The following is a 22611-nucleotide window of genomic DNA, read 5'->3' on the forward strand; positions in this document are numbered from 1 at the left end:
TGGTCAACACGCCTGTGCCGACCGGTTCTGAGGGGCCGGTGTCCCACGAGCCCCGACCGACCGGTGCGGGGAGGCCCGTGTCCCACGCGCCTGTGGCGTCTGGTTCCGAGGTGTCGGTGTCGCGTGCGCCTGTGGCGTCTGGTTCCGAGGTGTCGGTGTCCGGTGGGCCTGTGTCGGCCGGTCCCGGGGAGTCGGTGTCCGACGAGCCTGGGCCGATCGATCCCGAGGCGTTGGCGTCACCCGCTCCCGTGGTGACCGGCGCCGAGGACATGACGCTCACCGCACCTCCTGCCGCCCATCCCTCACCGCCCGCCCCGCGCCCCGGTGACGCCGCCCGTGCCGCGCTGCGCGCCGCCCTGCCGGTCCGACGCGAGGCAACCGCAGCGGCAGCCCCCGAGGGCGCCCGCACCGAACCGGAGGCTCCCGACCCCGTAGAGCGGCCAGGTGACCACTCGGCACCCCTCCCGCCCGCTCCCGCCCCCGGCGACAGCGCCTCGGACGAGCCGTCCCCCCGTCCCGCCGACCTCGCCCGCGAGGCACTGAGAGCTGCCCGGCGGGAGAGTCAGCAGGCCCGGACCGACGTGGGGAACAAGGGAGTTGAGCCCGTGCCCCGACCACCCCGCCGGACCGCCACCCCCTCCGGCACTTCACGAACCCGCTCCCACGTGCCCGGCGGTGTCGAGGCCAACCGGGCACGCGCCGTACGGGACATGCTCGCCGACGCCTTCCGGATGCCTGAGGGCGACGACCCCACCCCGGCGCCTCCCGCCGACAACACCCCTGAAAACCAATCGAGTTGGAACGAACGGACACAGGACCGCACCGAGCTCCGAGCCACGGCCGCGCCCCCCGGCCCCATCCCCGCAGCCCTCACCTCCATGGCCTCCCCCACCCGCGACGGCGACCTCCGCCGTACCTTCCCCGCGTTCCCGCCGAAGCCGTCGAAGGACACGCACTTCGCCGAGACCTGGTGGGGCAATGCCTGGGTCACCGCGTTGGAGGAAGGCGCGCTGGACGCCAAGCGGCTTGTGCGCGGGCGCGGTTACGCCGAGAAGGGCCACGTCGACGCGATCACCGTGACGCCGGGGCTGGTGCTGGCGTATGTGCAGGGCAGCCGCCCGCGCCCGTACCGCGTGCAGGTGCGCCTGCGGACGCTCGACGACGCCGACTGGGACCGGTTCCTGGACGCCGCCGCCGACCGGCCCGGACACATCGCCGCACTGCTCGACAAGGAGATGCCCAAGTCCCTTGCCGAGTGCGGAGTTCCGCTGCTGCCTGGGCCCGGCGACCTCGACCCGCATTGCAGTTGCCCAGACGTCGGGCACCCCTGCAAGCACGCCGCCGCCCTCTGCTACCAGACCGCGCGACTCCTCGACGCCGACCCCTTCGTGCTGCTTCTGCTGCGCGGCCGGGGCGAACGCCCGCTGCTCGACGCGCTGTCCCGCCGCAACGCGACCAGGGCCGCCCGCGCCGCCCAGGACCAGGAACCGGCCCCCCTCCCCGGAGTCCGGGCCACCGAAGCCCTCGCGACGGAACGCCGACTCCTGCCGCTCCCACCCCCGTTGCCCACCCCTCCGCACCCCGAGCAGCCTCCCGTGTACCCGGCGGCGCCCGGCGGCCCGGACCCTTTCGCCCTCGACCAGTTGGCGACCGACGCCGCCGCCCGCGCTCACGCGCTGCTCAGCACCGGCCGGGATCCGGTAGGGGAGTTGAGCCTGTGGCAGGACGCGGTACGGCTCGCCGCCGCCCGCCCGGGTTCGGGGCTGACCGCCACCACCCGCTCCCTCTACGCCTCCCTCGCCAAGGCCACCGGACGGACCCCGGGCGAGCTGGCACGGGCGGTCGCCGCCTGGCGGCAGGGCGGCATCGAGGGGCTCGCGGTGCTCGAAGAGCCCTGGGACCCGCCGGCCGGCCGCTTCGACCGGGCCCGCCCGCTGCTCCTCGCCGCCGACCTCCCGGCCTTCCGCCCCTGGCACAACCACCTCACCCACCCGCACGGCCATGTCCAACTCCGCCTGGGCCGCGACGGCTTGTGGTACGCCTACGAATCGGAACCCGGCCACGACGACTGGTGGCCCAGAGGCACTCCGGACCTGGACCCGGTCGGCGCACTCACGGGCCTGGGCGCCCCCGGCGAAATCTGAGCCGTAACTCTGAGCGGCAACTCACTCACCACCGGCTCACCCACCACCCCCGCCCCGCGCGAATTCCGGTGAAGCCGATGTGAGAGTTCCCCACCCAAGTGTGGGAGCCGGGTGCGGAGACCGAGGGCCCCACAGCCGGGCCGTAAGAAACGGCGGTTACGTTGGAGCGGTGAGCGACATGAACAACAGCCCCGCCCTCCAGTACCGCTTCGACGGCCCCGAAGACGCCCCTGTTCTCATCCTGGGCCCCTCGCTCGGGACCACGTGGCACATGTTTGATCGCCAGGTGCCCGAGCTGTCGAAGCAGTGGCGGGTCTTCCGGTTCGATCTGCCGGGCCACGGCGGCTCGCCCGCGTATCCGGCAGGCTCGGTCTCCGACCTGGCCGACCGGCTGCTCGCCACGCTCGACGCGCTCGGCGTGCAGCGCTTCGGCTACGCGGGCTGCGCACTCGGCGGCGCGGTCGGTCTCGAACTGGTCCTGCGCCACCCCGAGCGGGTGGCCTCGCTGGCGCTGATCGCGACCTCGCCGCGCTTCGAAACGGCGGACGAGTTCCGCCAGCGCGGGGTGATCGTGCGCACCAACGGGCTCGACCCCATCGCCCGTACCTCGCCCGAGCGCTGGTTCACCGGCGGTTTCGCCGCCGCGCAGCCCGCGATCACCGAGTGGGCCGTGCAGATGGTGCGCACCACCGACCCCGGCTGCTACATCTCCGCGTGCGAGGCGCTGGCCGCGTTCGACGTACGGTCCGAACTCGCCCGGATCGGCGTGCCGACCCTCGTCCTCGTCGGCTCGGACGACCAGGTCACCGGCCCCGCCGAGGCCCGCACCCTGGTCGCCGGCATCCCGGACGCGCGCCTCGCGGTCGTACCCGGCGCCTCGCACCTGGTCCCGGTCGAGCAGCCCGCCGCCGTCACCGACCTCCTGGTCCGGCACTTCTCCACCGCCTGGCAGCCGCCCTACGACCAGTCCACCGGGCAGGTCGCCGTCGTGGCGCCCCCGGTCAGGCCGGTCCTCGCCGCGCCGCAGCAGATCGTGCCCATCGCCGAGATCGCGCCGCCACCCCCGGCCCCGCCGCAGGTCATGGGCCGTCCGGATCCCTACGACGCCGGGATCAAGGTCCGCCGGGAGGTGCTCGGCGACGCGCATGTGGACCGGGCGCTGGCGCAGGCGGACGAGTTCTCCGGGGACTTCCAGGAGTTCATCACGCGATACGCGTGGGGCGAGATCTGGGACCGGCCCGGCCTCGACCGGCGCTCCCGCAGCTGTGTCACCCTCACCGCGCTGGTCGCGGGCGGTCACCTGGAGGAACTGGCCTTCCACACCCGGGCCGCACTGCGCAACGGCCTCACCCCGGTCGAGATCAAGGAGGTGCTGTTGCAGGCGGCCGTGTACTGCGGGGTGCCCGCGGCGAACAGCGCCTTCAAGGTCGCCCAGCAGGTCATCCGGGAGGAGACGACCCCCACGGAGTGATCTTCAGCCCGGTACCGAAAGCACCAGTCTCGGCCGCCCGCCCGGAGCCGGGCAGCGGCAGGATGGACCCATGACGCTCACGACGCTCACGACGCTCACCAAGAAGTCGCACGCCTGCATCCGCCTGGAGAAGGACGGCCGGACCCTCGTCATCGACCCGGGCACCTTCACCGAGGAGGACGCCACCAACGGCGTCGACGCGATCCTCGTCACGCACGAGCACTTGGACCACTTCAACGAGGACCGGCTGCGGGCGGGCCTGGACGCCAACCCGGCCGCCGAGATCTGGACCCTGAAGTCGGTCGCGGACCAGCTCTCCGCCGCCTTCCCGGGCCGCGTCCACACCGTCGGCCACGGCGACACCTTCACGGCGGCGGGCTTCGACGTCCAGGTGCACGGCGAACTGCACGCCGTGATCCACCCCGACATCCCGCGCATCACCAACGTCGGCTTCCTCGTCGACGCCGGCCGCGTCTTCCACCCCGGCGACGCCCTCACCGTCCCCGACCACCCCGTCGAGACCCTGATGCTCCCGGTCATGGCCCCCTGGAGCAAGATCTCCGAGGTCATCGACTACGTCCGCGAGGTCAAGCCGCAGCGCGCCTACGACATCCACGACGCCCTGCTCACGGACCTCGCCCGCCCGATCTACGACCACCAGATCGGCGCGCTCGGCGGCGCGGAGCACCTGCGGCTGGCGCCGGGGGACAGCGCGTCGGTCTGAGTGTCAGTGCCGCCCGGTAGGTTGTGAGGCATGCGCATCGCGACCTGGAACGTGAACTCGATCACCGCCCGTCTGCCGAGGCTCCTGGCCTGGCTGGAGAGCAGCGGCACCGACGTGCTGTGCCTCCAGGAGGCCAAGCTCGCCGAGGCACAGTTCCCGTTCGACGAGCTGCGCGCGGCGGGCTACGAGGCGGCGGTGAACGCGACCGGCCGGTGGAACGGCGTGGCGGTGCTCTCCCGCGTGGGACTCGACGACGTGGTCAAGGGCCTCCCCGGGGACCCCGGTTACGACGGCGTCCAGGAGCCCCGCGCCGTCGCGGCGACCTGCGGCCCGGTCCGCGTCTGGTCGGTGTACGTGCCGAACGGCCGCGAGGTGGACCACCCCCACTACGCGTACAAGCTCCAGTGGTTCGAGGCCCTCAGAGCGGCCGTCGCCGACGACGCCCAGGGCAGCCGCCCGTTCGCGGTCCTGGGCGACTACAACGTGGCACCGACCGACGACGACGTCTTCGACGTGTCCGCCTTCGAGGGCCTCACCCACGTCACCCCGGCCGAGCGCGCCGCCCTCACCGCCCTGCGCGACGCGGGCCTCTCGGACGTGGTCCCGCGCCCCCTCAAGTACGACCACCCGTACACGTACTGGGACTACCGCCAGCTCGCCTTCCCGAAGAACAGGGGCATGCGTATCGACCTGGTCTACGGCAACGAGCCGTTCGCGAAGGCCGTCACCGACTCCTACGTCGACCGCGAGGAGCGCAAGGGCAAGGGCGCCTCCGACCACGCGCCGGTCGTCGTCGACCTGGACGTCTGACCGAACCGAACCAGGCCGAACCGAACCGGACCGGACCGCCCCCGCGCGCCCCCGCCCGCTCAGCCCAGCGAGGTGAACCACCGCACGACGGCCCCCGTCGCCGCCTGCTGGGAGCCCAGATGGCGGGAGCCGCCGTAGTCCGGAGTGCCGAGGTCGACGAGCGGTACGTCGACGCCCCGGGCCCGGAACGACGCCTGGCAGTGCTCGCTGTTGCCGTTCACGGCCTGCTCGTCGCCCTCGGCGTAGTAGAGCCGCATGGGCATCTTCGGTGTCCAGCCCGTGCACACCCCGTCGGTGATCCGCAGCGCGGCGGCCAGCCCGCCCGTCGGATGCGTGATCAGCGCCCGCCCGTGCCGGGTGAGGAGTGCGTCGATAGTGTTCGGCGTCTTCGCCATGACCTCCTGCCCGGTGTGCGTGCCGTCCAGCAGGCGCTCGATCGTGCGGGAGTACGGCGCCCGGAAGACCTCGCCCGGGCTGTCGTAGAGGTGATGGAGCCGGTTGAAGGAGACCAGGGCGAGCGCGGTGTAGATCACGCCGTCCTTCGGGTCCGCCCGCCCGTCCAGCAGGGACGGGAACGCCACGTCCCGGAAGGCGTACGCGCCGCTCACCGGTGCCACCGCCGCGACCCGGAAGCGGGGATCGGCCCCCTCCTGAAGGGCCCGGGTCAGCCCGAGCGCGGCCGACGCCCCCTGGGAGAAGCCGGTGGCCAGCACCTCGTGCCCCAACTGCCGCCCCACCGTGGGCGCGTAGGAGGCCGCGGCCCGCAGCAGGTCCAGCGCGGCCGTCGTCTCGGACGGCACGTCCATCCACGCCTGTCGACCCGGGCCGAGGCCGAGCCCGAGGTAGTCCGGGAGTACGACGGCGAAGCCCGCCGACGCGTAGGTGAGGGCGGGAGCCTGGCCCCACACCTCCGTGGACACCGAGGCGACATCGCCCTTGAAGAGTTCGGTGCCGTGCGTGAACGACACCGTCCGCAGTCGCCGCTCACCACCGCGCGGGAACGCCAGCAGCCCGCTCGCGGTGCTCGGCCGGCCCTTGGCGTCCACCGTGCGGTAGACCACGCGGTACGTGTCCACGCCGTAGCGGACGCTCCCCGTGTCCCAGTCCGGGCCGTCCTCGTCGCTCCTCAACTCGGCGGTCACCTGCCGCGCGGACAGCGTCCGCAGATGCGTCACCGACACCACCCGTCCGCGCCCCGCATCGTGCACGGCCTGCGCCGACGCGGCCGGAACCGCCCCCGCCCCCACGGCACCCGCGGACACCGAACCGCTCACCACCAGGGCCGCGGCAACCGACGACATCACGATCATCCTGCCTGTCCGATTCATACTGCGACCGTACGAACGGGACATCGCACCCACCATCCGGCCAACCCGCGCCCGGGAGAGGGGCTTTCCCCCGCCGCGGCCAGGGTGCTGACACGCCACCGGCGACGCCTTGTGGTGCGCACGGCGGTGCGAATGACACGCTGTATGTATGAACATCCCTTTCCTGGGTGACCGGGCCGAGAAGCACCGTATCCATGACGCCGAGGGCATCGCCGAGTTGCTGGCCGAGTGCGAACTGCTCCGCTCGCACGCGGCCCGGGAGGGCATCCAACTCGACGACTCCGCAAGCTCGTTGGAGGCACTCGACCAGCTGGTGCCGCGCTGGCGGGACGACGAGGAGACCGTGTCCTGGCTCGGCAACGACGCCGGTCTGTATCTGGGGACCGTGATCGTGCGCACGGTGGAGGGCGCCGCCTGGGAGATCCGGTCCGACGGCCAGCCCGTCGTACGGCTGGACTCCGGGCGCGAGTTCGACGTCGTGGCCTCCGGTCATGAGTGGGCCGCGAGCGGCGTGCCCGAGCTCTCGCAGCTCTACGCGGAGGTCTCCGAAGAGTAAGAGCGGCGTAAATACGGCTAATGCCCGAAAAGTGCGTGTCGTGCGTTAACTCCGTTCTTGTGTGGATAGTTTGCGGCAACCACGACACAGCTGAGAGTGAGTAGGGCTGGGCATGGCCGTCGATCCGTTGATCGAACTGCGGGACGTCAACAAGTACTACGGGGAGCTGCATGTCCTCCAGGACATCAACCTCACCGTCGGCAAGGGGGAGGTGGTCGTGGTCATCGGCCCTTCGGGGTCGGGAAAGTCGACGCTGTGCCGGGCGATCAACCGGCTGGAGACCATCGAGTCCGGGACGATCCAGCTCGACGGGCAGCCGCTGCCCGAGGAGGGCAAGGCCCTCGCGCAACTCCGCGCCGAAGTCGGCATGGTCTTCCAGTCCTTCAACCTGTTCGCCCACAAGACGGTGCTCCAGAACGTCTCGTTGGCCCAGATCAAGGTCCGCAAGCGAAAGCGGGACGACGCCGACCGGCGCTCCCTCGAACTCCTCGACCGCGTGGGACTCGCCTCGCAGGCACCCAAGTTCCCCGCGCAGCTCTCCGGCGGCCAGCAGCAGCGCGTGGCCATCGCCCGCGCCCTCGCCATGGAACCCAAGGCACTGCTCTTCGACGAGCCGACCTCGGCCCTCGACCCGGAGATGATCAACGAAGTCCTGGAAGTCATGCGGCAGTTGGCCCACGACGGCATGACCATGGTCGTCGTCACCCACGAGATGGGCTTCGCCCGCTCCGCCGCCAACCGCGTCGTGTTCATGGCCGACGGCCGCGTCATCGAGGACCGCACCCCCGAGGAGTTCTTCACCAACCCGCGCACCGACCGGGCCAAGGACTTCCTGTCCAAGATCCTCAAGCACTGAGCGGGGGAGTGCGATCCATGTTCCGTACCACTCGTGTGCTCCTCGTGCTCGTCCTCGCCCTGCTCGCGACCGCCTGCGGCAAGGAGGGCAGCCCGCCCGTGAAGGGCCCGGCCGCCGAGAAGCTCCCCAACTACCAAGTGGCACAAGGCTTTCAGCTGCCCGACTCCAAGACCTGGAAGCGGGCGAAGAAGCGTGGCTACTTCGTCGTCGGCGCCAAGGAGGACCAGCCCTACCTCGGCGAGAAGGACCCCGCGACCGGCGCCTACTCCGGCTTCGACATCGAGATCGCCAAGATGATGTCGGCCTCCCTCGGCTTCGCCCCGAAGACCGTCCACTTCAAGACGATCGCCTCGGCCAACCGCGAAACCGCCCTCCAGAACGGCCAGATCGACTACTACGTCGGCACCTACACCATCAACGACATGCGCAAGAAACTCGTCGGCTTCGCCGGCCCCTACTACATGGCCGGTCAGTCGCTCCTCGTCCGCAGCGACGAGCACGACATCCACGGCCCCCAGGACCTCGCCGGCAAACGCGTCTGCTCGGCGGCCGGTTCGACGCCGTACCAGCGCATCAAGGACGACTATCCGAAGGCCCAACTCGTCGCCTACGACACGTACTCGGTCTGTGTCGACAACCTGCTCACCTATCAGGTCGCGGCCGTCACCACCGACGACGCGATCCTCATCGGTTACGCCGCGAAGGTCCCCGATCAACTCAAGGTCGTCGGCAAGCCCTTCTCGAAGGAGCCGTACGGCATCGGTGTCCCGCACGGCGACAACGCCCTGCGGTTCGCCCTCGACGACGCGTTGGAGGCCCGTGAGAAGAACGGCGACTGGAAGAAGGCGTACGAGGCGACGCTCGGCCTGTCCGGAGTGCCCGCGCCCACCCCGCCCGCGATCGACCGCTACCCGGCGAGCTGAGGGAGGCAGACGTGAACGTACTGACAGACAACTTCTCGACCTTCGGCGACGGCTTCCTCGGCACCGTCGAACTCACCGTCTACGCCTCGGTGTTGGCGCTCGTCCTCGGCTTCCTGATGGCCTCCTTCCGGGTCGCCCCCGTCGGTTCGCTGCGCGTGTTCGGCACGGTGTGGGTCACCGTCCTGCGCAACACCCCGCTCACCCTGCTGTTCTTCGCGGTGCTGCTCGGCCTGCCGCGCTTCGGACTCGTGCTGCCCTTCAAGGTGTTCGCGGTCCTCGCGCTCGGCTGCTACACCTCGGCGTTCATCTGCGAGGCACTGCGCGCCGGCATCAACACCGTGCCCAGGGGACAGGGCGAGGCGGCCCGCAGCCTCGGGATGTCCTTCGGGCAGAGCCTCGGCCTGGTCGTGCTGCCGCAGGCGTTCCGCTCGGTGATCCCGCCGGTCGGCTCCACCCTCATCGCCCTCGCCAAGAACTCGGCTATCGCGGGCGCCTTCAGCGTCACCGAACTCCTCGGCACGTACCGGACGTTGAGCGAGCTCGGCTACAACATCGTCTGGACCTTCGTCTGGATCGCCCTCGGCTACCTGATCATCACCCTCGCCATCAGTGCGCTGTTCAACGCGCTGGAGAGGAAGTGGGGAGTCGCCCGATGACCACCGCCAACGCCCTCTACGACGTCCCCGGCCCCAAGACCCGCAAACGGCACCGGCTTTACGGCATCGCGTCCACCGTCGTCATCCTCGGTCTCCTCGCCTGGATCCTCTATCTCCTGTTCGACACCGACCAGTTCACGTACACGAAGTGGATGCCCTTCGAGTACAAGGGAATTCAGGAACTGCTGCTGCGCGGCCTCGGCAACACGCTCAAGGCCTTCGGGCTCGCGGCCGTACTGTCACTGGCACTTGGCACCCTGCTCGCCGTAGGGCGCCTCTCGGACCACCGCCCGGTGCGCTGGCTCTCCACCCTCCTCGTGGAGTTCTTCCGCGCCATGCCCGTCCTGGTGATGATCTTCTTCATCTTCGTGGCGCTCAAGGTGCAGCCACTGCCCGCACTGGTCGCCGGACTCACCCTCTACAACGGCTCGGTGCTCGCCGAGGTCTTCCGCTCCGGCGTCAACAGCGTCGAACGCGGCCAGCGGGAGGCCGCGTTCGCGCTCGGCCTGCGCAAGACCCAGGTGATGTCCTACGTCCTCGTACCGCAGGCCGTACGGGCCATGCTGCCCGCCATCATCAGCCAGTTGGTGGTCGCGCTCAAGGACACCTCGCTGGGCTATCTGATCACCTATGAGGAGTTTCTCCACGCCGGGAAGCTGATCGCGTCGAACCTCGACTACGATTTGCCGTTCATCCCCGTGGTGATGGTGATCTCGCCGATCTACATCGGGATGTGCATGCTGCTCTCCTGGTTCGCCGGATGGGTGTCCCGTCGGGAGCAGCGCAGTCCCAAAACCGAGGCCGCGGACGTTGCCCCGGCCGAACCAGGGACGCTGCTGCCGCGGGTGCAGTAGTTGGAGAGGGCACTTGCCCGTCCGGCGGCAGCCGGAGATCACTGCTCGCGCAGCGGGATCGACACGTACGACGGGTCGTTCGCGGGCGAGGAGAAGGTCAGCTGCGCGCCGGTCGGGTTGTGCTCGATGTAGAGCGGGTCGACCGTGTCGACGACCAGGGCGAGACGATGCCCTGCCGGGACGTCGTAGGCCGTGGAGAACAACTCCAGGTCCACACCGAACGGTTGGCCGGGCGTCTGCCCGTGCCAGGTGTACGGCGCGTTGGAGACCAGCTTGCCGAGGCCGAGCGGGCCCACGTCGTAGAGGTACGCGACGAGGGTGCCGCTCTCCTTGGTGTCCGTGACCGTTGTATGCAACTTCACGGTGCCGCGCACCTGTTGGGCGCTCGGGTACTTCGCCGACTGCCATACGGCGGCCCAGCGGCGCGGCAGCAGCGGAACCCAGGCGACCGGGGGCACCTGCGCCACCTGGTCGAGGATGCTGGACAGGAAGACGATCCCGCCGTCCGCGCCCGAGTCCACGTTGGTGTGGATGGTGGTCGTGCCCGCGAGGTCGATCTTCTTACGGGTCGCGCCGACCGACTTCCAGTCCGGATAGCCCTCGTAGCCGCCCGTGGAACGGGACTTGAGCTCCACGGGGTCCTCGCGGTTGATCCCGTTGTCCGCGCCCTTGAGGTAGTGGTCGAACCAGCGCTCGGTGTCCGTCCACACGTCGTTGGGCAGCCCGAACAGTCCGGTCAGTTCGGCGGTGGCGTGGTCGCCGGGGCGGAGTTCGAGCCGCTTGGGGCCGGTCAACTCGCCGTAGAAGTCGGCTATTTGGTTGGGCGGGAAGATCGTGTCGCCCCAGGCGTTGGCGAGCATGATCGCCGCGCCGTTCTTGTTGAGCTGATCGATGTAGGTCGCGGGGGAGCGTTCCTTGCCCCAGTCGATCAACTCCTGTTCCTTGGACAGGTCGGAGGCGAAGAAGTCCTTGAGGACCTGGCTCGTCTCCGCGCTCGGCCGGCCGGTGACGAGGCCTACGCCGTCCAGCAGGGCGGTCGCCTGGGAGTGTTCCGTGCGGCCCGAGTAGATCGAGTCGATCAGGTCCGCCCAGCCGCTCAGCGAGGCAACTGCCTTGATCCGCTTGTCGTGTGCCGCCGCGAGCAGGCTGATGCCGGCGCCGTACGACACGCCCGCCATGCCGATGTGCCCCGCGTCGGACGGGGTGTTGGCGAGCGCCCAGTCGATGACCTTGGACGCGTCGGCCACGTCGGCCGGGCCGCCGACCTCTATCCCGCCGCCGGACTGCCAGAAGCCGCGGACGTTGTAACTCACCACGACATAGCCGGAGTTCGCGAGCTTCTCGGCCTGGGCCAGGTACTGGACCTGGGGGAAGCCCCAGCTCGTGGGCAGGACGAGAAGGGGGTAGCGGTGCGATCCGTCGGCGTCCGCGGGTGTGACGACGTTCGCCGCGAGCTTCGTACCGCCGTCGCCCGCGATGTCGACGAAGCGGACGCCGCTCGTGGCGGCCTGGGCGGTGGGGGCGAGCCCGAGGACGCCACCGGCGACGAGAGTCGCGGAGACGGCGACCGCGGCGGTCGTACGCAGGGACTGGCGACGGTTTCGCACGGGTCACTCCTCACACGTGTCAATGCAAAGTGACCCGACGGTAACCGCAGCCCTTTACCTGAGGTAACCCGTGGGTAAGTTACGTGCCAGTAACGATTGTTGAAGTGTGGGTGACTTCAGGAGGCGCGGTGCGTACTTCGTGGTGCCGGTGCAGGTAGAGGGGTCTCCGCGGCTCGCGTCACATCCGCCACCAGCTCCACCACATCGGGGCCGTACGCCTGCGAGTTGACCACCTTCAGCAGCAGGACGAAGGTGTTGCCGCCGTGTTTGCGGGCCAACTTCTCGTGGTTGCGGGCGAGATAGCGGCTCGCCGCCTGATTGGTGATCGCGCGCTGCCCGCAGAAGAGGAACACCGGCCGCGCGCCGCCGAGTTGACCGGCGGTGAGGCGGGCGAGCAGCACGTACTCGCCCCTGCCGGGCTCAAGTCGGTAGCGCTCGCTGCCTATTTGGAACGCGCCACGGTCCGGCCCCGGCTCCGGGTCGACGTTGACGCGGATGCCGGGCAGCAGGGACGCGAGATGCGCGGCCATCCGGCGGTTGGAGGCCGGGCCGCCCACGCAGAACTCGGTGCGTTCGCCGAAGCCCTGCTGGGCCGCGTCGTGCGCGACGACCTGGGCGTGCGCGTTGCAGTCCTTGATCAGGGCGGCGAGTTCGAGGAGCGCGAACACGTCGTGCCGCATCACCGTGAGTTCGGGGCCGCCCGCCTCGCGGTTGACCACGAGCAGCGACTCGGAGTTGTCGGGCAGCCCGAAGAACGCCTGCTTGCGCCGGAGTTTGCGCTTCCACAGGTAGGTGCGGGCGAGCCAGCCGAGCGCGGCGCTGATGCCGGCGGCGGCCACGCCCAGAACGATGTTGCGCAGGTCGTCATTCATGGGCGCGCATGTTAGCGGCCCGATGTGGCTGGTACGTACCGGTGTTCGACGTGTGACGTTCGTGTGGCGGCGGCCGGAAGCGGTCTGTCCGGGCCCGTGCCAGGTGGATACGCTGCGCGGACGGTTCTGGACTGGAGGTACGGATGCGTCGCCCTGTGGCACGGAAACTGTCGGTCCTGGCGGTCTCGGCCGCCGTGGTGTCGGTCGGGGCAGCGGCCCCACCCGCCGCGACGAGCAGCAGCACACCGACGAAGGTTCCGGTCGCCGTCGGCTACGGCGGCGCCGTGGCGAGTGTCGACGCGGACGCCACCGCGGCCGGTATCGAGGTCCTGAAGAAGGGCGGCAACGCGGTCGACGCGGCCGTCGCCACCGCCGCCGCGCTCGGCGTCACCGAGCCCTACTCCTCCGGCATCGGCGGAGGCGGCTACTTCGTCTACTACGACGCCAAGTCCCGTACGGTGCACACCATCGACGGCCGCGAGACCGCCCCGCTGACCGCCGACTCCAACCTCTTCGTGGAGAACGGCAAGGCCCTCGCCTTCGCCGACGCCGTCAGCAGCGGCCTCAGCGTCGGCACCCCGGGCACGCCCGCCACCTGGCAGACGGCCCTCGACCAGTGGGGGAGCAGGACGCTCGGAACGGTCCTCAAGCCCGCCGAGCGGATCGCGAGCGACGGCTTCACGGTCGACGACACCTTCCGCACCCAGACGGCGGCCAACGAGACCCGCTTCCGTTACTTCCCCGACACCGCCAAGCTGTTCCTGCCCGGCGGCGCGCTTCCGGTCGTCGGCTCCACCTTCAAGAACCCCGAACTCGCAGCCACCTACAAGGAGTTGGGCAAGAAGGGGATCGGCGACATCTACCGCGGCGCCCTCGGCAAGGACATCCTCGCCACGGTCAACACCCCGAAGGTGGACGCCAGTACCGGCTGGAACGCCCGCCCCGGCCAACTCTCCGCCAAGGACCTCGCGGCCTACCGCGCCAAACTCCAGGCGCCCACGAAGACGACGTACCGCGGACTCGGCGTCTACTCCATCGCGCCCTCCTCCTCCGGCGGCACGACCGTCGGCGAGGCCCTCAACATCCTTGAGAAGACGGACCTTTCGAAGGCGAGCGAGGTCCAGTACCTGCACCACTACATCGAGGCCAGCCGGATCGCGTTCGCGGACCGGGGCCGCTGGGTGGGCGACCCCGCCTTCGAGGACGTACCGACGAAGGAACTCCTCTCGCAGAAGTTCGCCGACTCGCGCGCCTGCCTCATCAAGGACGACGCGGTCCTCACCAGCCCGCTCGCGCCCGCCGACCCGCGCGACCCGACCGCCTGCACCGCCGCTGGCACGGCCGCCCCGACGACGTACGAGGGCGAGAACACCACCCACCTCACCGTCGCCGACAAGTGGGGCAACGTCGTCTCCTACACGCTCACCATCGAGCAGACCGGCGGCAGCGCGATGACCGTGCCCGGCCGTGGCTTCCTGCTCAACAACGAGCTGACCGACTTCTCCTTCACCCCCGCCAACCCGGCCGTCCACGACCCGAACCTGCCGGGTCCGGGCAAGCGCCCGCGCTCCTCGATCTCGCCCACGATCGTCCTCGACAAGCACAACAAGCCCGTCGTGGCGCTCGGTTCACCCGGTGGCGCGACCATCATCACGACCGTGCTCCAGACCCTCACGGAGTTCCTCGACCGGGGGCTCCCGCTGGTCGACGCGATCGCCGCGCCCCGCGCGAGTCAGCGCAACGCGGCCAACACCGAACTCGAACCGGCGCTCTACAACAGCGACTTGAAGACCCAACTGCAAGCCATCGGGCACTCCTTCACGCTGAATCCGGAGATCGGCGCGGCGACGGGTGTCCAACGGCTGCCGAACGGCGAGTGGTTGGCGGCCGCCGAGAAGGTACGGCGCGGTGGCGGCTCGGCGGCGGTGGTCAATCCGGCGCCGTAGCCGGTGAGTCGGAGGCGGGCGGAGTCGCGGACGGGGAGTCGGAGGCGGGCTGGGCCGCCGTGTCCGTCCGGAACGCGAGCCGCCCGTCCGTCACGTCCACCGTCACCCGGCCGCCCTTCGCGATCCGGCCGTCCAGGAGCAGCCGGGACAGCTGGTTGTCGACCTCGCGCTGAATGGTGCGGCGCAGCGGCCGGGCGCCGTACTCCGGCTGGAAACCCTGCCGGGACAGCCAGTCGACGGCCGGGTGCGTGAACTCGACTGTGATGCCCTGCGCGTGCAGGAGACGGCGGGTGTGTTCCAGCAACAGCTCGGTGATCAGCCGGAGTTGGTCCGCCGTGAGCTGGCGGAAGACCACGATCTCGTCGATCCGGTTGAGGAACTCGGGGCGGAAGTGCTCGCGCAGCGGGCGCAGGATCTGCTCGCGCCGGGCCTCCTCGTCCGCGTCGGCGCCGCCCGGACCGAAGCCGATTCCGGCCCCGCGCCGGGTGATCGCCTCGGAACCGAGGTTGCTGGTCATCACGATCACCGTGTTGGTGAAGTCGACAGTCCGGCCTTGCGAGTCGGTCAACCGGCCGTCGTCCAGCACCTGGAGCAGGATGTTGAAGACGTCCGGGTGCGCCTTCTCGACCTCGTCGAGGAGGAGAAGCGAGTAGGGGTGGCGGCGTACGACCTCGGTCAGCTGACCGGCCTCCTCGTGGCCGACATAGCCCGGCGGGGCGCCGACGAGACGGCTCACCGTGTGCCGTTCCTGGTACTCGCTCATGTCGAGGCGGACCATCCGGTCCTCGCTGCCGAACAGCGCCTCCGCGAGCGCGCGGGCAAGTTCCGTCTTGCCGACGCCCGTTGGGCCCAGGAACAGGAAACTGCCGATCGGCCGGTCCGGGCTCGCCAGCCCGGCGCGGGAGCGCAGCACCGCGTCCGACACGACCCGTACCGCCTCCTCCTGGCCGACGACCCGCCGGTGCAGATGCTGCTCAAGACCGAGCAGCCGGTCCTTCTCCTCCGCGGTGAGACTGCTCACGGGGATGCCGGTCTGCCGGGACACGACTTCGGCGATCGCCTCACCCGTGACCTCCAGGTGCTGCCCCTCGTCGCCCGTGTCCTCGCCGCCGGCCTCCGCCAGCCGTACCTTCAACTCGGCGATACGGTCCCGGAGTTGGGTCGCCTTCTCGTAGTCCTCATCGGCCGCCGCCTGGTCCTTGTCCCGGGCGAGCTGCTCCATCTCGCGCTCCAGGGCCCGTACGTCCGTGCCCTTCGTGCGCGCCCGCAGCCGAACCCGCGCGCCCGCCTGGTCGATCAGGTCGATCGCCTTGTCGGGGAGACGGCGATCGGTGAGATAGCGGTCCGACAGTTCCACGGCCGCCACCAACGCCTCGTCGGTGTACCGGACTTGGTGGTGGGCCTCGTAGCGGTCGCGCAGTCCGCGCAGGATCTCGATCGCGTCCGCGACGGTCGGCTCGGGCACCAGGATGGGCTGGAAGCGGCGGGCCAGCGCCGCGTCCTTCTCGATCCGGCGGAACTCCTCCAGCGTCGTGGCGCCCACGATGTGCAACTCACCGCGCGCCAGCGCCGGTTTGAGGATGTTGCCCGCGTCCATCGAACCGCTCTCGCCGCCACCGCCCGCGCCGACCACGATGTGCAACTCGTCGATGAACACGATGAGTTCGTCCGAGTGTGCGCGGATCTCGCCGACGATGTTCGTCAGCCGCTCCTCGAAGTCGCCCCGGAAACGGGTGCCCGCGACCACGCCGGTCAGGTCGAGGGCGACCACCCGCCGCCCGGTCAGCACGTCCGGGACGTCCCCGTCCGTGATGCGCTGCGCGAGCCCCTCCACGATCGCGGTCTTGCCGACACCCGCGTCGCCGATCAGCACCGGGTTGTTCTTGCCGCGCCGGGACAGCACCTCGATGGTCTGCTCGATCTCCTCGTCGCGGCCGATCACCGGGTCGATACGGCCGTGGCGGGCCAGGTCGGTCAGATCACGGCCGTACTTGTCGAGGGTCGGGGTGCCGGTGGGGCGGGGCTGGTCCGTGCGCGGCAGCGTGCCGTCCGGTGCCTCGGGCGGCACGCCCGTGGGGGCGAAGCGGGCCGCGTTCAGGATGTGGCCGGCGGCGGAGTCCGGGTTCGCGGCGAGGGCCCCGAGCACGTGCTCGGGGCCGATGTAACCGGCGCCGCCCGCCCTCGCCAGGTCGTGGGCGTCCAGGAGGGCGCGTTTCACGGCGGGGGTGAGGTTGAGGGACGTGCCCTCCGGGGGTTGGACCGGTCCAGAGCGCTCGTCGATCTCCGCGGCGAGGGAGTCGGGGTCCGCGCCCGCGCGAGTGAGGAGGTCACGGGTCGGCTCCGCGGAGAGCGCGGCGCGCAGCAGGTGCTGGGTGTCCAGGTCGTGGCTGCCGTGTTCCGCGGCGTACTGGGCGGCGCCTCGGACCAGGTCCCTGGCCGGTTGGCTCAGCAGGCGGGCTATGTCTACGTGGCGTGGACCGGGGCGGGTGGCTCCTCCGAAGAACCTGGCGAAGAAGTCCGCGAAGGGATCGTTTTCGGGGGGTATGTAGCCGCTGGTCATCAATCCACCATGGCACGGACCACTGCGTGGGGCATGTGCGGTTTGGGCGCGTTTGTGTGTGCGGGTGCGTTGTGGCCGGTCGCGCCCACGCGGCGGAGCCGCACATCGGCACGGCCTCGCGCCCCTGAAAGCACTCAGCGGGCCGTGAGGATCCTCGGACCGTCCTCCGTGATCGCCACCGTGTGTTCCACGTGGGCCGCCCTTGATCCGTCGTTCGTGCGGAGGGTCCAGCCGTCCTCGGCCTCGTGGTAGCCGTCCTTGCCGCTGGCGATCAGCATGGGCTCGATCGCGAGGGCCATGCCGTGGCGGAGGGGGAGGCCTCGGCCGGGGCGGCCCTCGTTCGGGACGCCCGGGTCCTCGTGCATCTGGCGGCCGATGCCGTGGCCGCCGAAGCCCTGGGGGATGCCGTAGCCCGCCGTACGGCACACCGTGCCGATCGCGTGAGCGATGTCGCCGATGCGGTTCCCCACGACGGCCGCCGCGATGCCCGCCGCGAGGGCGCGCTCGGCGGTGTCGATCAGGCGTACGTCGGCGGGGCGGGGCGTGCCGACGGTGAAGCTGATGGCCGAGTCGCCGGCCCAGCCGTTCAGTTTCGCGCCGAAGTCGATCGAGACCAGGTCGCCGTCGCGCAGGCGGTAGCCGTCCGGGATGCCGTGCACGATCGCGTCGTTCACGGAGGCGCAGACGACCGCCGGGAACGGGGTGGGCGCGAAGGAGGGGCGGTAGCCCAGGAAGGGTGAGGTCGCGCCCGCCGCGCGCAGCACGTCGTGCGCCAACTCGTCCAGTTCCAGGAGGGATACGCCCACGTCGGCGGCCTCCCGCACGGCCGTGAGGGCGCGGGCCACGACCTGGCCCGCCTCGTACATCGCATCGATAGACGTGTCCGTCTTGAGTTCCACCATGCCAATTACTATACCGGTATTAGAATGACGGCATGGTACGCACCCCTCTCACCCCCGAAGAGCGTGAACGCGGCGAACGGCTCGGCCGGTTGCTCCGCGAGGCCCGTGGTGGCCGGAGCATGACGGACGTGGCCGCGCACGCGGGCATCTCGGCGGAGACCCTCCGTAAGATCGAGACCGGCCGGGCTCCCACGCCCGCCTTCTTCACGGTCGCCGCACTTGCCGACGCGCTCGGGCTGTCCATGGATCAACTCGTGGTCAGATGTGCGCCGTTGGCGGCCTGAACCGGGTGTTGGACGCGTCGGATATCGCGGAACCCGGCGGGCGCACAGGGGGGAGGCGTAGGCTCCGAACTCTCTGCGCCCGGCTCGAAAAGCTTCTGTAGCCGCGTCGTAACACAAATGGTGTTTTCTACGGATCGGAGCATTCCGGTCTGGCGGGAGTTGGAGCATGGCTGTGGATCAACTCCCCGGACAGGTGCGGGAGTTCGCGAACTACCTCGACCGACTCCTGGCGCGCCTCGACCAGGGCGGTGGCTGGTGCGGGGTGTTCTGGCAGCGCGATCCCGATGGTATGCAGGCCTGCCTGGGCGGACGTGAGATACCGCCCTGGGACGTGGTGGAGGCGCTGCTCCAGGACCTCGGTGCCGAGTACGGCCCCGGTGTCGCCGCCCAGGAGAAGGAGCGGGCCCGCGCCCTGCACGCGGCGGCGCTCGCCGCGTTCGACGCCCGGCCCGGCAGCCGGGACGCCCTCGGCGACCGGCTCGACGTGATGCTCCGCGAGCAGAAGTACGCCGCCGAACGACAGGCGGAACTGGGACGGCTGCTCACCTCCGCCACCACGCAGGAAGAGGCCGACGCCCTCCGCCTCGACCTCGCCTGGGCCCACGACGACCACGAACGCGCCACCGCCCGCTGCATCGAACTCCGCGCCCGCATCGAGGAGTTGGACAACCTCGTCCGCCTCCGAGGTGGCGGGGCCGTCCACCGCGACCGGCACGGCAACGTGTTCCGGGTCGACGAGACCTTCCAGGACCAGAGCGGCTGGTCCGACGGGCAGGCCCCCTACGGTGCGTACGGCAACGGACCGGCCCCGCACCGCCTGCCCCGCCAGCGCGACGCCGAACAGACGCCCGCCACCGGACCCCGGAGCGGCTACGGCGGCCCTGATCCCCTGCGCCACGACGAGGGCGTCCGTGAGGCGCGCCGCGGCTACGAGGACTTCGACCGCGCCAACCCCGGCTACGGCGGCCCGGCCCCCCTGCGGGACGACTTCCCGAGCCCCGCCGCCACCCCCGCCGACTGGCCCACGGCCCCCGAGCCCGCACAGTCCCCCGACCCCGACCCGGCCCCCGCCTCTACCCCTGCTCCCACCCCCAAGCAACGCAAGCGCCGCCGGGGCAGTGCCCGCTTCGCCGGTATGACCGAGGACGACACCGCAGCGGGCGCCCCGGCGCCGGACCCCGCGGCCGCCGTACCGGAGCTGCCGACCCCCGCGTCCGCTGCCCGTCGCACCCCGCGCGGGGCCCGCTTCGCCGGGGCCGCGCGGCCGGCCGAGCGGACGCAGCCCAAGCGGGAGGCGTTGGACGCCGACGCCCGGCAGACCACCGTGGAGGCCGTGCAGCGGCTCGTGGGGCTGCGGCGGGAGGGCCGTAGCGGCGAGGCGCACGCGCTGCTCGCCGAGGCCGCGTACTGGCCCGCCGCGCGCTTCCCGCTGCTCGCGGCCGAGCTCCAGCGCGCCGGGCTCGGCGCGGACTGGGCGACGCTCCTGTGGGAGGCCGCCTCGCTGCCCGCCGACCGGCTGGTGGGCGCGGCGGACGCGCTGGTCGCGGCGGGCCGTACGGCGGACGGAGAGCAGATCCTGCGGCAGGGCGTGGCCCGCCCGGCCGAGGAGATAGGTGACGCGGTGCTCGCGCTCGTCGCCGAGGGCCGCCGCCGCGAGATCAACGCCATGCTCGACGCCTACGTCCGGGTCCGCACCCCCGAGGAGGCGGCCCGCAGCGTCGCGGCCGACCCCCAGCAGCTCGTCCCGCTGCTGCTGGAGGCCGCCCAGGGCGTCTCGGACGAACGCCACTGGGACCTGGTCCACGCCCTCCGGGTCGCGGGCTTCACTGCCTGACCGGCCCATCGACTCGCCCACCGGAGTGTGAAACGCGATCGACTCCGCGGGTTAACGACGATGGTCTTGGCAAGGCTCCTCCGGAGGCTTACGTTCATCCCTCTACGGACTTGTCTACGGGCGTAGAGGCTCTGACGTCCCGTCGAAGGAGCAGCTCATGGCCAACGTCGTACGCGCCGCTCTGGTCCAGGCCACCTGGACCGGCGACACCGAGTCCATGGTGGCGAAACACGAGGAACACGCCCGCGAGGCGGCCCGTCAGGGGGCCAAGATCATCGGGTTCCAGGAAGTGTTCAACGCCCCCTACTTCTGTCAGGTCCAGGAACCGGAGCACTACAGCTGGGCCGAGCCGGTGCCCGACGGGCCGACCGTGCGTCGTATGCAACAGCTCGCACGCGAGACCGGCATGGTGATCGTCGTCCCGGTCTTCGAGATCGAGCAGGACGGTTTCTACTACAACACCGCGGCCGTGATCGACGCCGACGGCACCTTCCTCGGCAAGTACCGCAAACACCACATCCCCCAGGTCAAGGGCTTCTGGGAGAAGTACTACTTCAAGCCGGGCAACGCCGGCTGGCCCGTCTTCGACACCGCGGTCGGCAGGGTCGGCGTCTACATCTGCTACGACCGCCACTTCCCCGAGGGCTGGCGCCAACTCGGCCTCAACGGCGCCCAGTTGGTCTACAACCCGTCCGCCACCTCACGCGGCCTCTCCGCCTACCTCTGGCAGCTGGAGCAGCCCGCCGCGGCCGTCGCCAACGAGTACTTCATCGCCGCGATCAACCGGGTTGGACAGGAGGAGTACGGGGACAACGACTTCTACGGGACGTCGTACTTCGTCAACCCGCGAGGCCAGTTCGTCGGCGACGTCGCCAGCGACAAGGACGAGGAACTCGTCGTCCGCGACCTGGACTTCGGGTTGATCGAGGAAGTCCGCCAGCAGTGGGCGTTCTACCGCGACCGTCGTCCCGACGCCTACGAAGGGTTGGTGCAACCGTGACCAAGGATCTGCTGGGACGGCACAAGGCCGTGCTCCCGGACTGGCTCGCCCTCTACTACGACGACCCGCTCGAAATCACCCACGGCGAGGGCCGGCACGTCTGGGACGCCGAGGGCAACAAGTACCTCGACTTCTTCGGCGGCATCCTCACCACCATGACCGCGCACGCGCTCCCCGAGGTCACCAAGGCGGTCAGTGAGCAGGCCGGGCGGATCCTCCACTCGTCCACGCTCTACCTCAACCGCCCGATGGTCGAACTCGCCGAGCGCGTAGCCCAGTTGTCCGGCATCCCCGACGCCCGTGTCTTCTTCACCACCTCGGGCACCGAGGCCAACGACACCGCGCTGATGCTCGCGACCTCGTACCGGCGCAGCAACCAGATCCTGGCCATGCGCAACAGCTACCACGGCCGCTCCTTCAGCGCGGTCGGCATCACCGGCAACCGCGGCTGGTCCCCGACCTCGCTCTCCCCGCTCCAGACGCTCTACGTCCACGGCGGTGTGCGCACGCGCGGACCCTACGCCCACCTGTCCGACGGCGAGTTCATCGCCGCCTGCGTGGCCGACCTCAAGGACCTGCTCGGTCACGTCCGCCCGCCCGCCGCCCTCATCGCCGAACCCGTCCAGGGCGTCGGCGGGTTCACCTCCCCGCCCGACGGCCTGTACGCGGCTTTCCGCGAAGTCCTCGCCGAGCGCGGGGTGTTGTGGATCGCCGACGAGGTGCAGACCGGCTGGGGCCGCACCGGCGACCACTTCTGGGGCTGGCAGGCGCACGGCCAGAACGGCCCGCCGGACATCCTCACCTTCGCCAAGGGCATCGGCAACGGCAGCTCGATCGGCGGTGTCGTCGCCCGCGCCGACATCATGAACTGCCTCGACTCCAACAGCATTTCGACCTTCGGCGGCACCCAGATCACCATGGCGGCGGGCCTCGCCAACCTCACCTACCTCCTGGAGCACGACCTCCAGGGCAACGCCCGGCGCGTCGGCGGCCTCCTCATCGAGCGGCTGCGGGCCGTCACCGCCCAGCACCCCGGCGTACGGGAAGTGCGCGGGCGCGGGCTGATGATCGGCGTCGAGCTGGTGAAACCGGGCACCGACGAGGCGGATCCGCAGGCCGCCTCCGCCGTGCTCGAAGCGGCCCGCGAGGGCGGGCTGTTGATCGGCAAGGGCGGCGGACACGACACCAGCGCCCTGCGCATCGCCCCACCGCTGTCCCTCACCGTCGCGGAGGCCGAAGAGGGCGCCACCATCCTCGAACGGGCTCTGGCGAGCACGCGGTAGC

19 protein-coding genes are annotated in these 22611 nt (G+C 70.6%); 14 read left to right on the forward strand and 5 right to left on the reverse strand.

Features of this window, described 5'->3' with window-relative positions; all coding sequences use genetic code 11:
• The first annotated feature begins 194 nt into the window (after positions 1-194).
• The 4 genes from ACWIHT_RS12555 to ACWIHT_RS12570 all read left to right on the forward strand — a co-directional run bounded on the left by ACWIHT_RS12555 (position 195) and on the right by ACWIHT_RS12570 (position 5149).
• Positions 195-2144 (forward strand): SWIM zinc finger family protein, encoded by a 1950-nt coding sequence (locus ACWIHT_RS12555; protein ID WP_456167265.1) that lies wholly within the window; start codon positions 195-197, stop codon positions 2142-2144.
• Between the two features lie 178 nt (positions 2145-2322).
• A complete protein-coding gene (gene pcaDC / locus ACWIHT_RS12560) occupies positions 2323-3615 on the forward strand; it encodes a bifunctional 3-oxoadipate enol-lactonase/4-carboxymuconolactone decarboxylase PcaDC (protein WP_456168009.1) in 1293 nt (430 codons plus the stop codon).
• 70 nt (positions 3616-3685) lie between these two features.
• Positions 3686-4339 carry an MBL fold metallo-hydrolase gene (locus ACWIHT_RS12565; protein WP_456167267.1) on the forward strand — a complete coding sequence of 218 codons (654 nt, stop codon included), beginning with the start codon at positions 3686-3688 and terminating at the stop codon, positions 4337-4339.
• Positions 4340-4369: 30 nt separating this feature from the next.
• On the forward strand, positions 4370-5149 hold the full coding sequence (locus ACWIHT_RS12570) for an exodeoxyribonuclease III (RefSeq protein ID WP_456167269.1): 780 nt from the start codon (positions 4370-4372) through the stop codon (positions 5147-5149).
• A gap of 59 nt (positions 5150-5208) precedes the next feature.
• Here the strand turns inward: ACWIHT_RS12570 and ACWIHT_RS12575 are convergent, their stop codons facing one another.
• Entirely contained in the window at positions 5209-6477 is a 1269-nt protein-coding gene (locus ACWIHT_RS12575) for a lipase (RefSeq protein WP_456167271.1), read from the reverse strand.
• Between the two features lie 148 nt (positions 6478-6625).
• On the opposite strand from ACWIHT_RS12575, the gene ACWIHT_RS12580 reads away from it, so the two are divergent.
• The 5 genes from ACWIHT_RS12580 to ACWIHT_RS12600 all read left to right on the forward strand — a co-directional run bounded on the left by ACWIHT_RS12580 (position 6626) and on the right by ACWIHT_RS12600 (position 10322).
• A complete protein-coding gene (locus ACWIHT_RS12580; protein WP_200715334.1) occupies positions 6626-7033 on the forward strand; it encodes a DUF6278 family protein in 408 nt (135 codons plus the stop codon).
• Positions 7034-7145: 112 nt separating this feature from the next.
• Positions 7146-7889, forward strand: coding sequence for an amino acid ABC transporter ATP-binding protein (locus ACWIHT_RS12585; RefSeq protein WP_456167274.1), 744 nt, complete (start codon positions 7146-7148; stop codon positions 7887-7889).
• Between the two features lie 17 nt (positions 7890-7906).
• Positions 7907-8812, forward strand: a complete 906-nt coding sequence (locus ACWIHT_RS12590; protein ID WP_456167276.1) for a glutamate ABC transporter substrate-binding protein — start codon at positions 7907-7909, stop codon at positions 8810-8812.
• 11 nt (positions 8813-8823) lie between these two features.
• Positions 8824-9468, forward strand: a complete 645-nt coding sequence (locus tag ACWIHT_RS12595; protein ID WP_456167278.1) for an amino acid ABC transporter permease — start codon at positions 8824-8826, stop codon at positions 9466-9468.
• Positions 9465-10322 carry an amino acid ABC transporter permease gene (locus ACWIHT_RS12600; protein ID WP_456167280.1) on the forward strand — a complete coding sequence of 286 codons (858 nt, stop codon included), beginning with the start codon at positions 9465-9467 and terminating at the stop codon, positions 10320-10322. Before ACWIHT_RS12595 ends, ACWIHT_RS12600 begins: the two co-directional genes overlap by 4 nt.
• Before the next feature lie 38 nt (positions 10323-10360).
• Here the strand turns inward: ACWIHT_RS12600 and ACWIHT_RS12605 are convergent, their stop codons facing one another.
• Both ACWIHT_RS12605 and ACWIHT_RS12610 read right to left on the reverse strand, forming a co-directional pair.
• Positions 10361-11929, reverse strand: a complete 1569-nt coding sequence (locus ACWIHT_RS12605) for an alpha/beta fold hydrolase (protein WP_456167282.1) — start codon at positions 11927-11929, stop codon at positions 10361-10363.
• Between the two features lie 116 nt (positions 11930-12045).
• Positions 12046-12801, reverse strand: a complete 756-nt coding sequence (locus ACWIHT_RS12610; RefSeq protein ID WP_456167284.1) for a hypothetical protein — start codon at positions 12799-12801, stop codon at positions 12046-12048.
• A 143-nt stretch (positions 12802-12944) separates the two neighbouring features.
• On the opposite strand from ACWIHT_RS12610, the gene ggt reads away from it, so the two are divergent.
• Positions 12945-14747, forward strand: a complete 1803-nt coding sequence (gene ggt, locus ACWIHT_RS12615) for a gamma-glutamyltransferase (protein WP_456167286.1) — start codon at positions 12945-12947, stop codon at positions 14745-14747.
• Here ggt and ACWIHT_RS12620 read toward each other — a convergent pair.
• Together ACWIHT_RS12620 and map are read right to left on the reverse strand one after the other, a co-directional pair.
• Positions 14731-17307, reverse strand: coding sequence for an ATP-dependent Clp protease ATP-binding subunit (locus ACWIHT_RS12620; protein WP_456167288.1), 2577 nt, complete (start codon positions 17305-17307; stop codon positions 14731-14733). The genes ggt and ACWIHT_RS12620 overlap by 17 nt on opposite strands.
• Before the next feature lie 134 nt (positions 17308-17441).
• The gene (gene map, locus ACWIHT_RS12625; protein ID WP_456167290.1) at positions 17442-18209 is read right to left on the reverse strand and encodes a type I methionyl aminopeptidase; all 768 of its coding nucleotides are present in this window, start codon (positions 18207-18209) and stop codon (positions 17442-17444) included.
• Positions 18210-18241: 32 nt separating this feature from the next.
• On the opposite strand from map, the gene ACWIHT_RS12630 reads away from it, so the two are divergent.
• From ACWIHT_RS12630 to ACWIHT_RS12645, 4 genes are all read left to right on the forward strand, one after another.
• Positions 18242-18493, forward strand: coding sequence for a helix-turn-helix domain-containing protein (locus ACWIHT_RS12630; protein ID WP_019071243.1), 252 nt, complete (start codon positions 18242-18244; stop codon positions 18491-18493).
• 166 nt (positions 18494-18659) lie between these two features.
• Complete coding sequence (locus ACWIHT_RS12635; protein ID WP_456167292.1) at positions 18660-20327, forward strand: hypothetical protein; 1668 nt, start codon at positions 18660-18662, stop codon at positions 20325-20327.
• A gap of 157 nt (positions 20328-20484) precedes the next feature.
• Positions 20485-21327, forward strand: coding sequence for a nitrilase-related carbon-nitrogen hydrolase (locus ACWIHT_RS12640; RefSeq protein ID WP_456167294.1), 843 nt, complete (start codon positions 20485-20487; stop codon positions 21325-21327).
• Positions 21324-22610: an aspartate aminotransferase family protein gene (locus tag ACWIHT_RS12645; RefSeq protein ID WP_456167296.1), complete on the forward strand. Its 1287-nt coding sequence runs from the start codon at positions 21324-21326 to the stop codon at positions 22608-22610. Before ACWIHT_RS12640 ends, ACWIHT_RS12645 begins: the two co-directional genes overlap by 4 nt.
• Position 22611: the final 1 nt, after the last annotated feature.

Source organism: Streptomyces sp. NPDC002276 (assembly GCF_053891435.1).

What these genes read in the sequence shown, in the direction of transcription:
- map (WP_456167290.1), bottom strand. Translation starts at nt 18,209, where the DNA reads ATGGTGGAACTCAAGACGGACACGTCTATCGATGCGATGTACGAGGCG.
- ggt (WP_456167286.1), top strand. Translation starts at nt 12,945, where the DNA reads ATGCGTCGCCCTGTGGCACGGAAACTGTCGGTCCTGGCGGTCTCGGCC.
- ACWIHT_RS12610 (WP_456167284.1), bottom strand. Translation starts at nt 12,801, where the DNA reads ATGAATGACGACCTGCGCAACATCGTTCTGGGCGTGGCCGCCGCCGGC.
- ACWIHT_RS12570 (WP_456167269.1), top strand. Translation starts at nt 4,370, where the DNA reads ATGCGCATCGCGACCTGGAACGTGAACTCGATCACCGCCCGTCTGCCG.
- ACWIHT_RS12620 (WP_456167288.1), bottom strand. Translation starts at nt 17,307, where the DNA reads ATGACCAGCGGCTACATACCCCCCGAAAACGATCCCTTCGCGGACTTC.
- ACWIHT_RS12585 (WP_456167274.1), top strand. Translation starts at nt 7,146, where the DNA reads ATGGCCGTCGATCCGTTGATCGAACTGCGGGACGTCAACAAGTACTAC.
- ACWIHT_RS12600 (WP_456167280.1), top strand. Translation starts at nt 9,465, where the DNA reads ATGACCACCGCCAACGCCCTCTACGACGTCCCCGGCCCCAAGACCCGC.
- ACWIHT_RS12590 (WP_456167276.1), top strand. Translation starts at nt 7,907, where the DNA reads ATGTTCCGTACCACTCGTGTGCTCCTCGTGCTCGTCCTCGCCCTGCTC.
- pcaDC (WP_456168009.1), top strand. Translation starts at nt 2,323, where the DNA reads ATGAACAACAGCCCCGCCCTCCAGTACCGCTTCGACGGCCCCGAAGAC.
- ACWIHT_RS12575 (WP_456167271.1), bottom strand. Translation starts at nt 6,477, where the DNA reads ATGAATCGGACAGGCAGGATGATCGTGATGTCGTCGGTTGCCGCGGCC.
- ACWIHT_RS12580 (WP_200715334.1), top strand. Translation starts at nt 6,626, where the DNA reads ATGAACATCCCTTTCCTGGGTGACCGGGCCGAGAAGCACCGTATCCAT.
- ACWIHT_RS12640 (WP_456167294.1), top strand. Translation starts at nt 20,485, where the DNA reads ATGGCCAACGTCGTACGCGCCGCTCTGGTCCAGGCCACCTGGACCGGC.
- ACWIHT_RS12630 (WP_019071243.1), top strand. Translation starts at nt 18,242, where the DNA reads ATGGTACGCACCCCTCTCACCCCCGAAGAGCGTGAACGCGGCGAACGG.
- ACWIHT_RS12565 (WP_456167267.1), top strand. Translation starts at nt 3,686, where the DNA reads ATGACGCTCACGACGCTCACGACGCTCACCAAGAAGTCGCACGCCTGC.
- ACWIHT_RS12635 (WP_456167292.1), top strand. Translation starts at nt 18,660, where the DNA reads ATGGCTGTGGATCAACTCCCCGGACAGGTGCGGGAGTTCGCGAACTAC.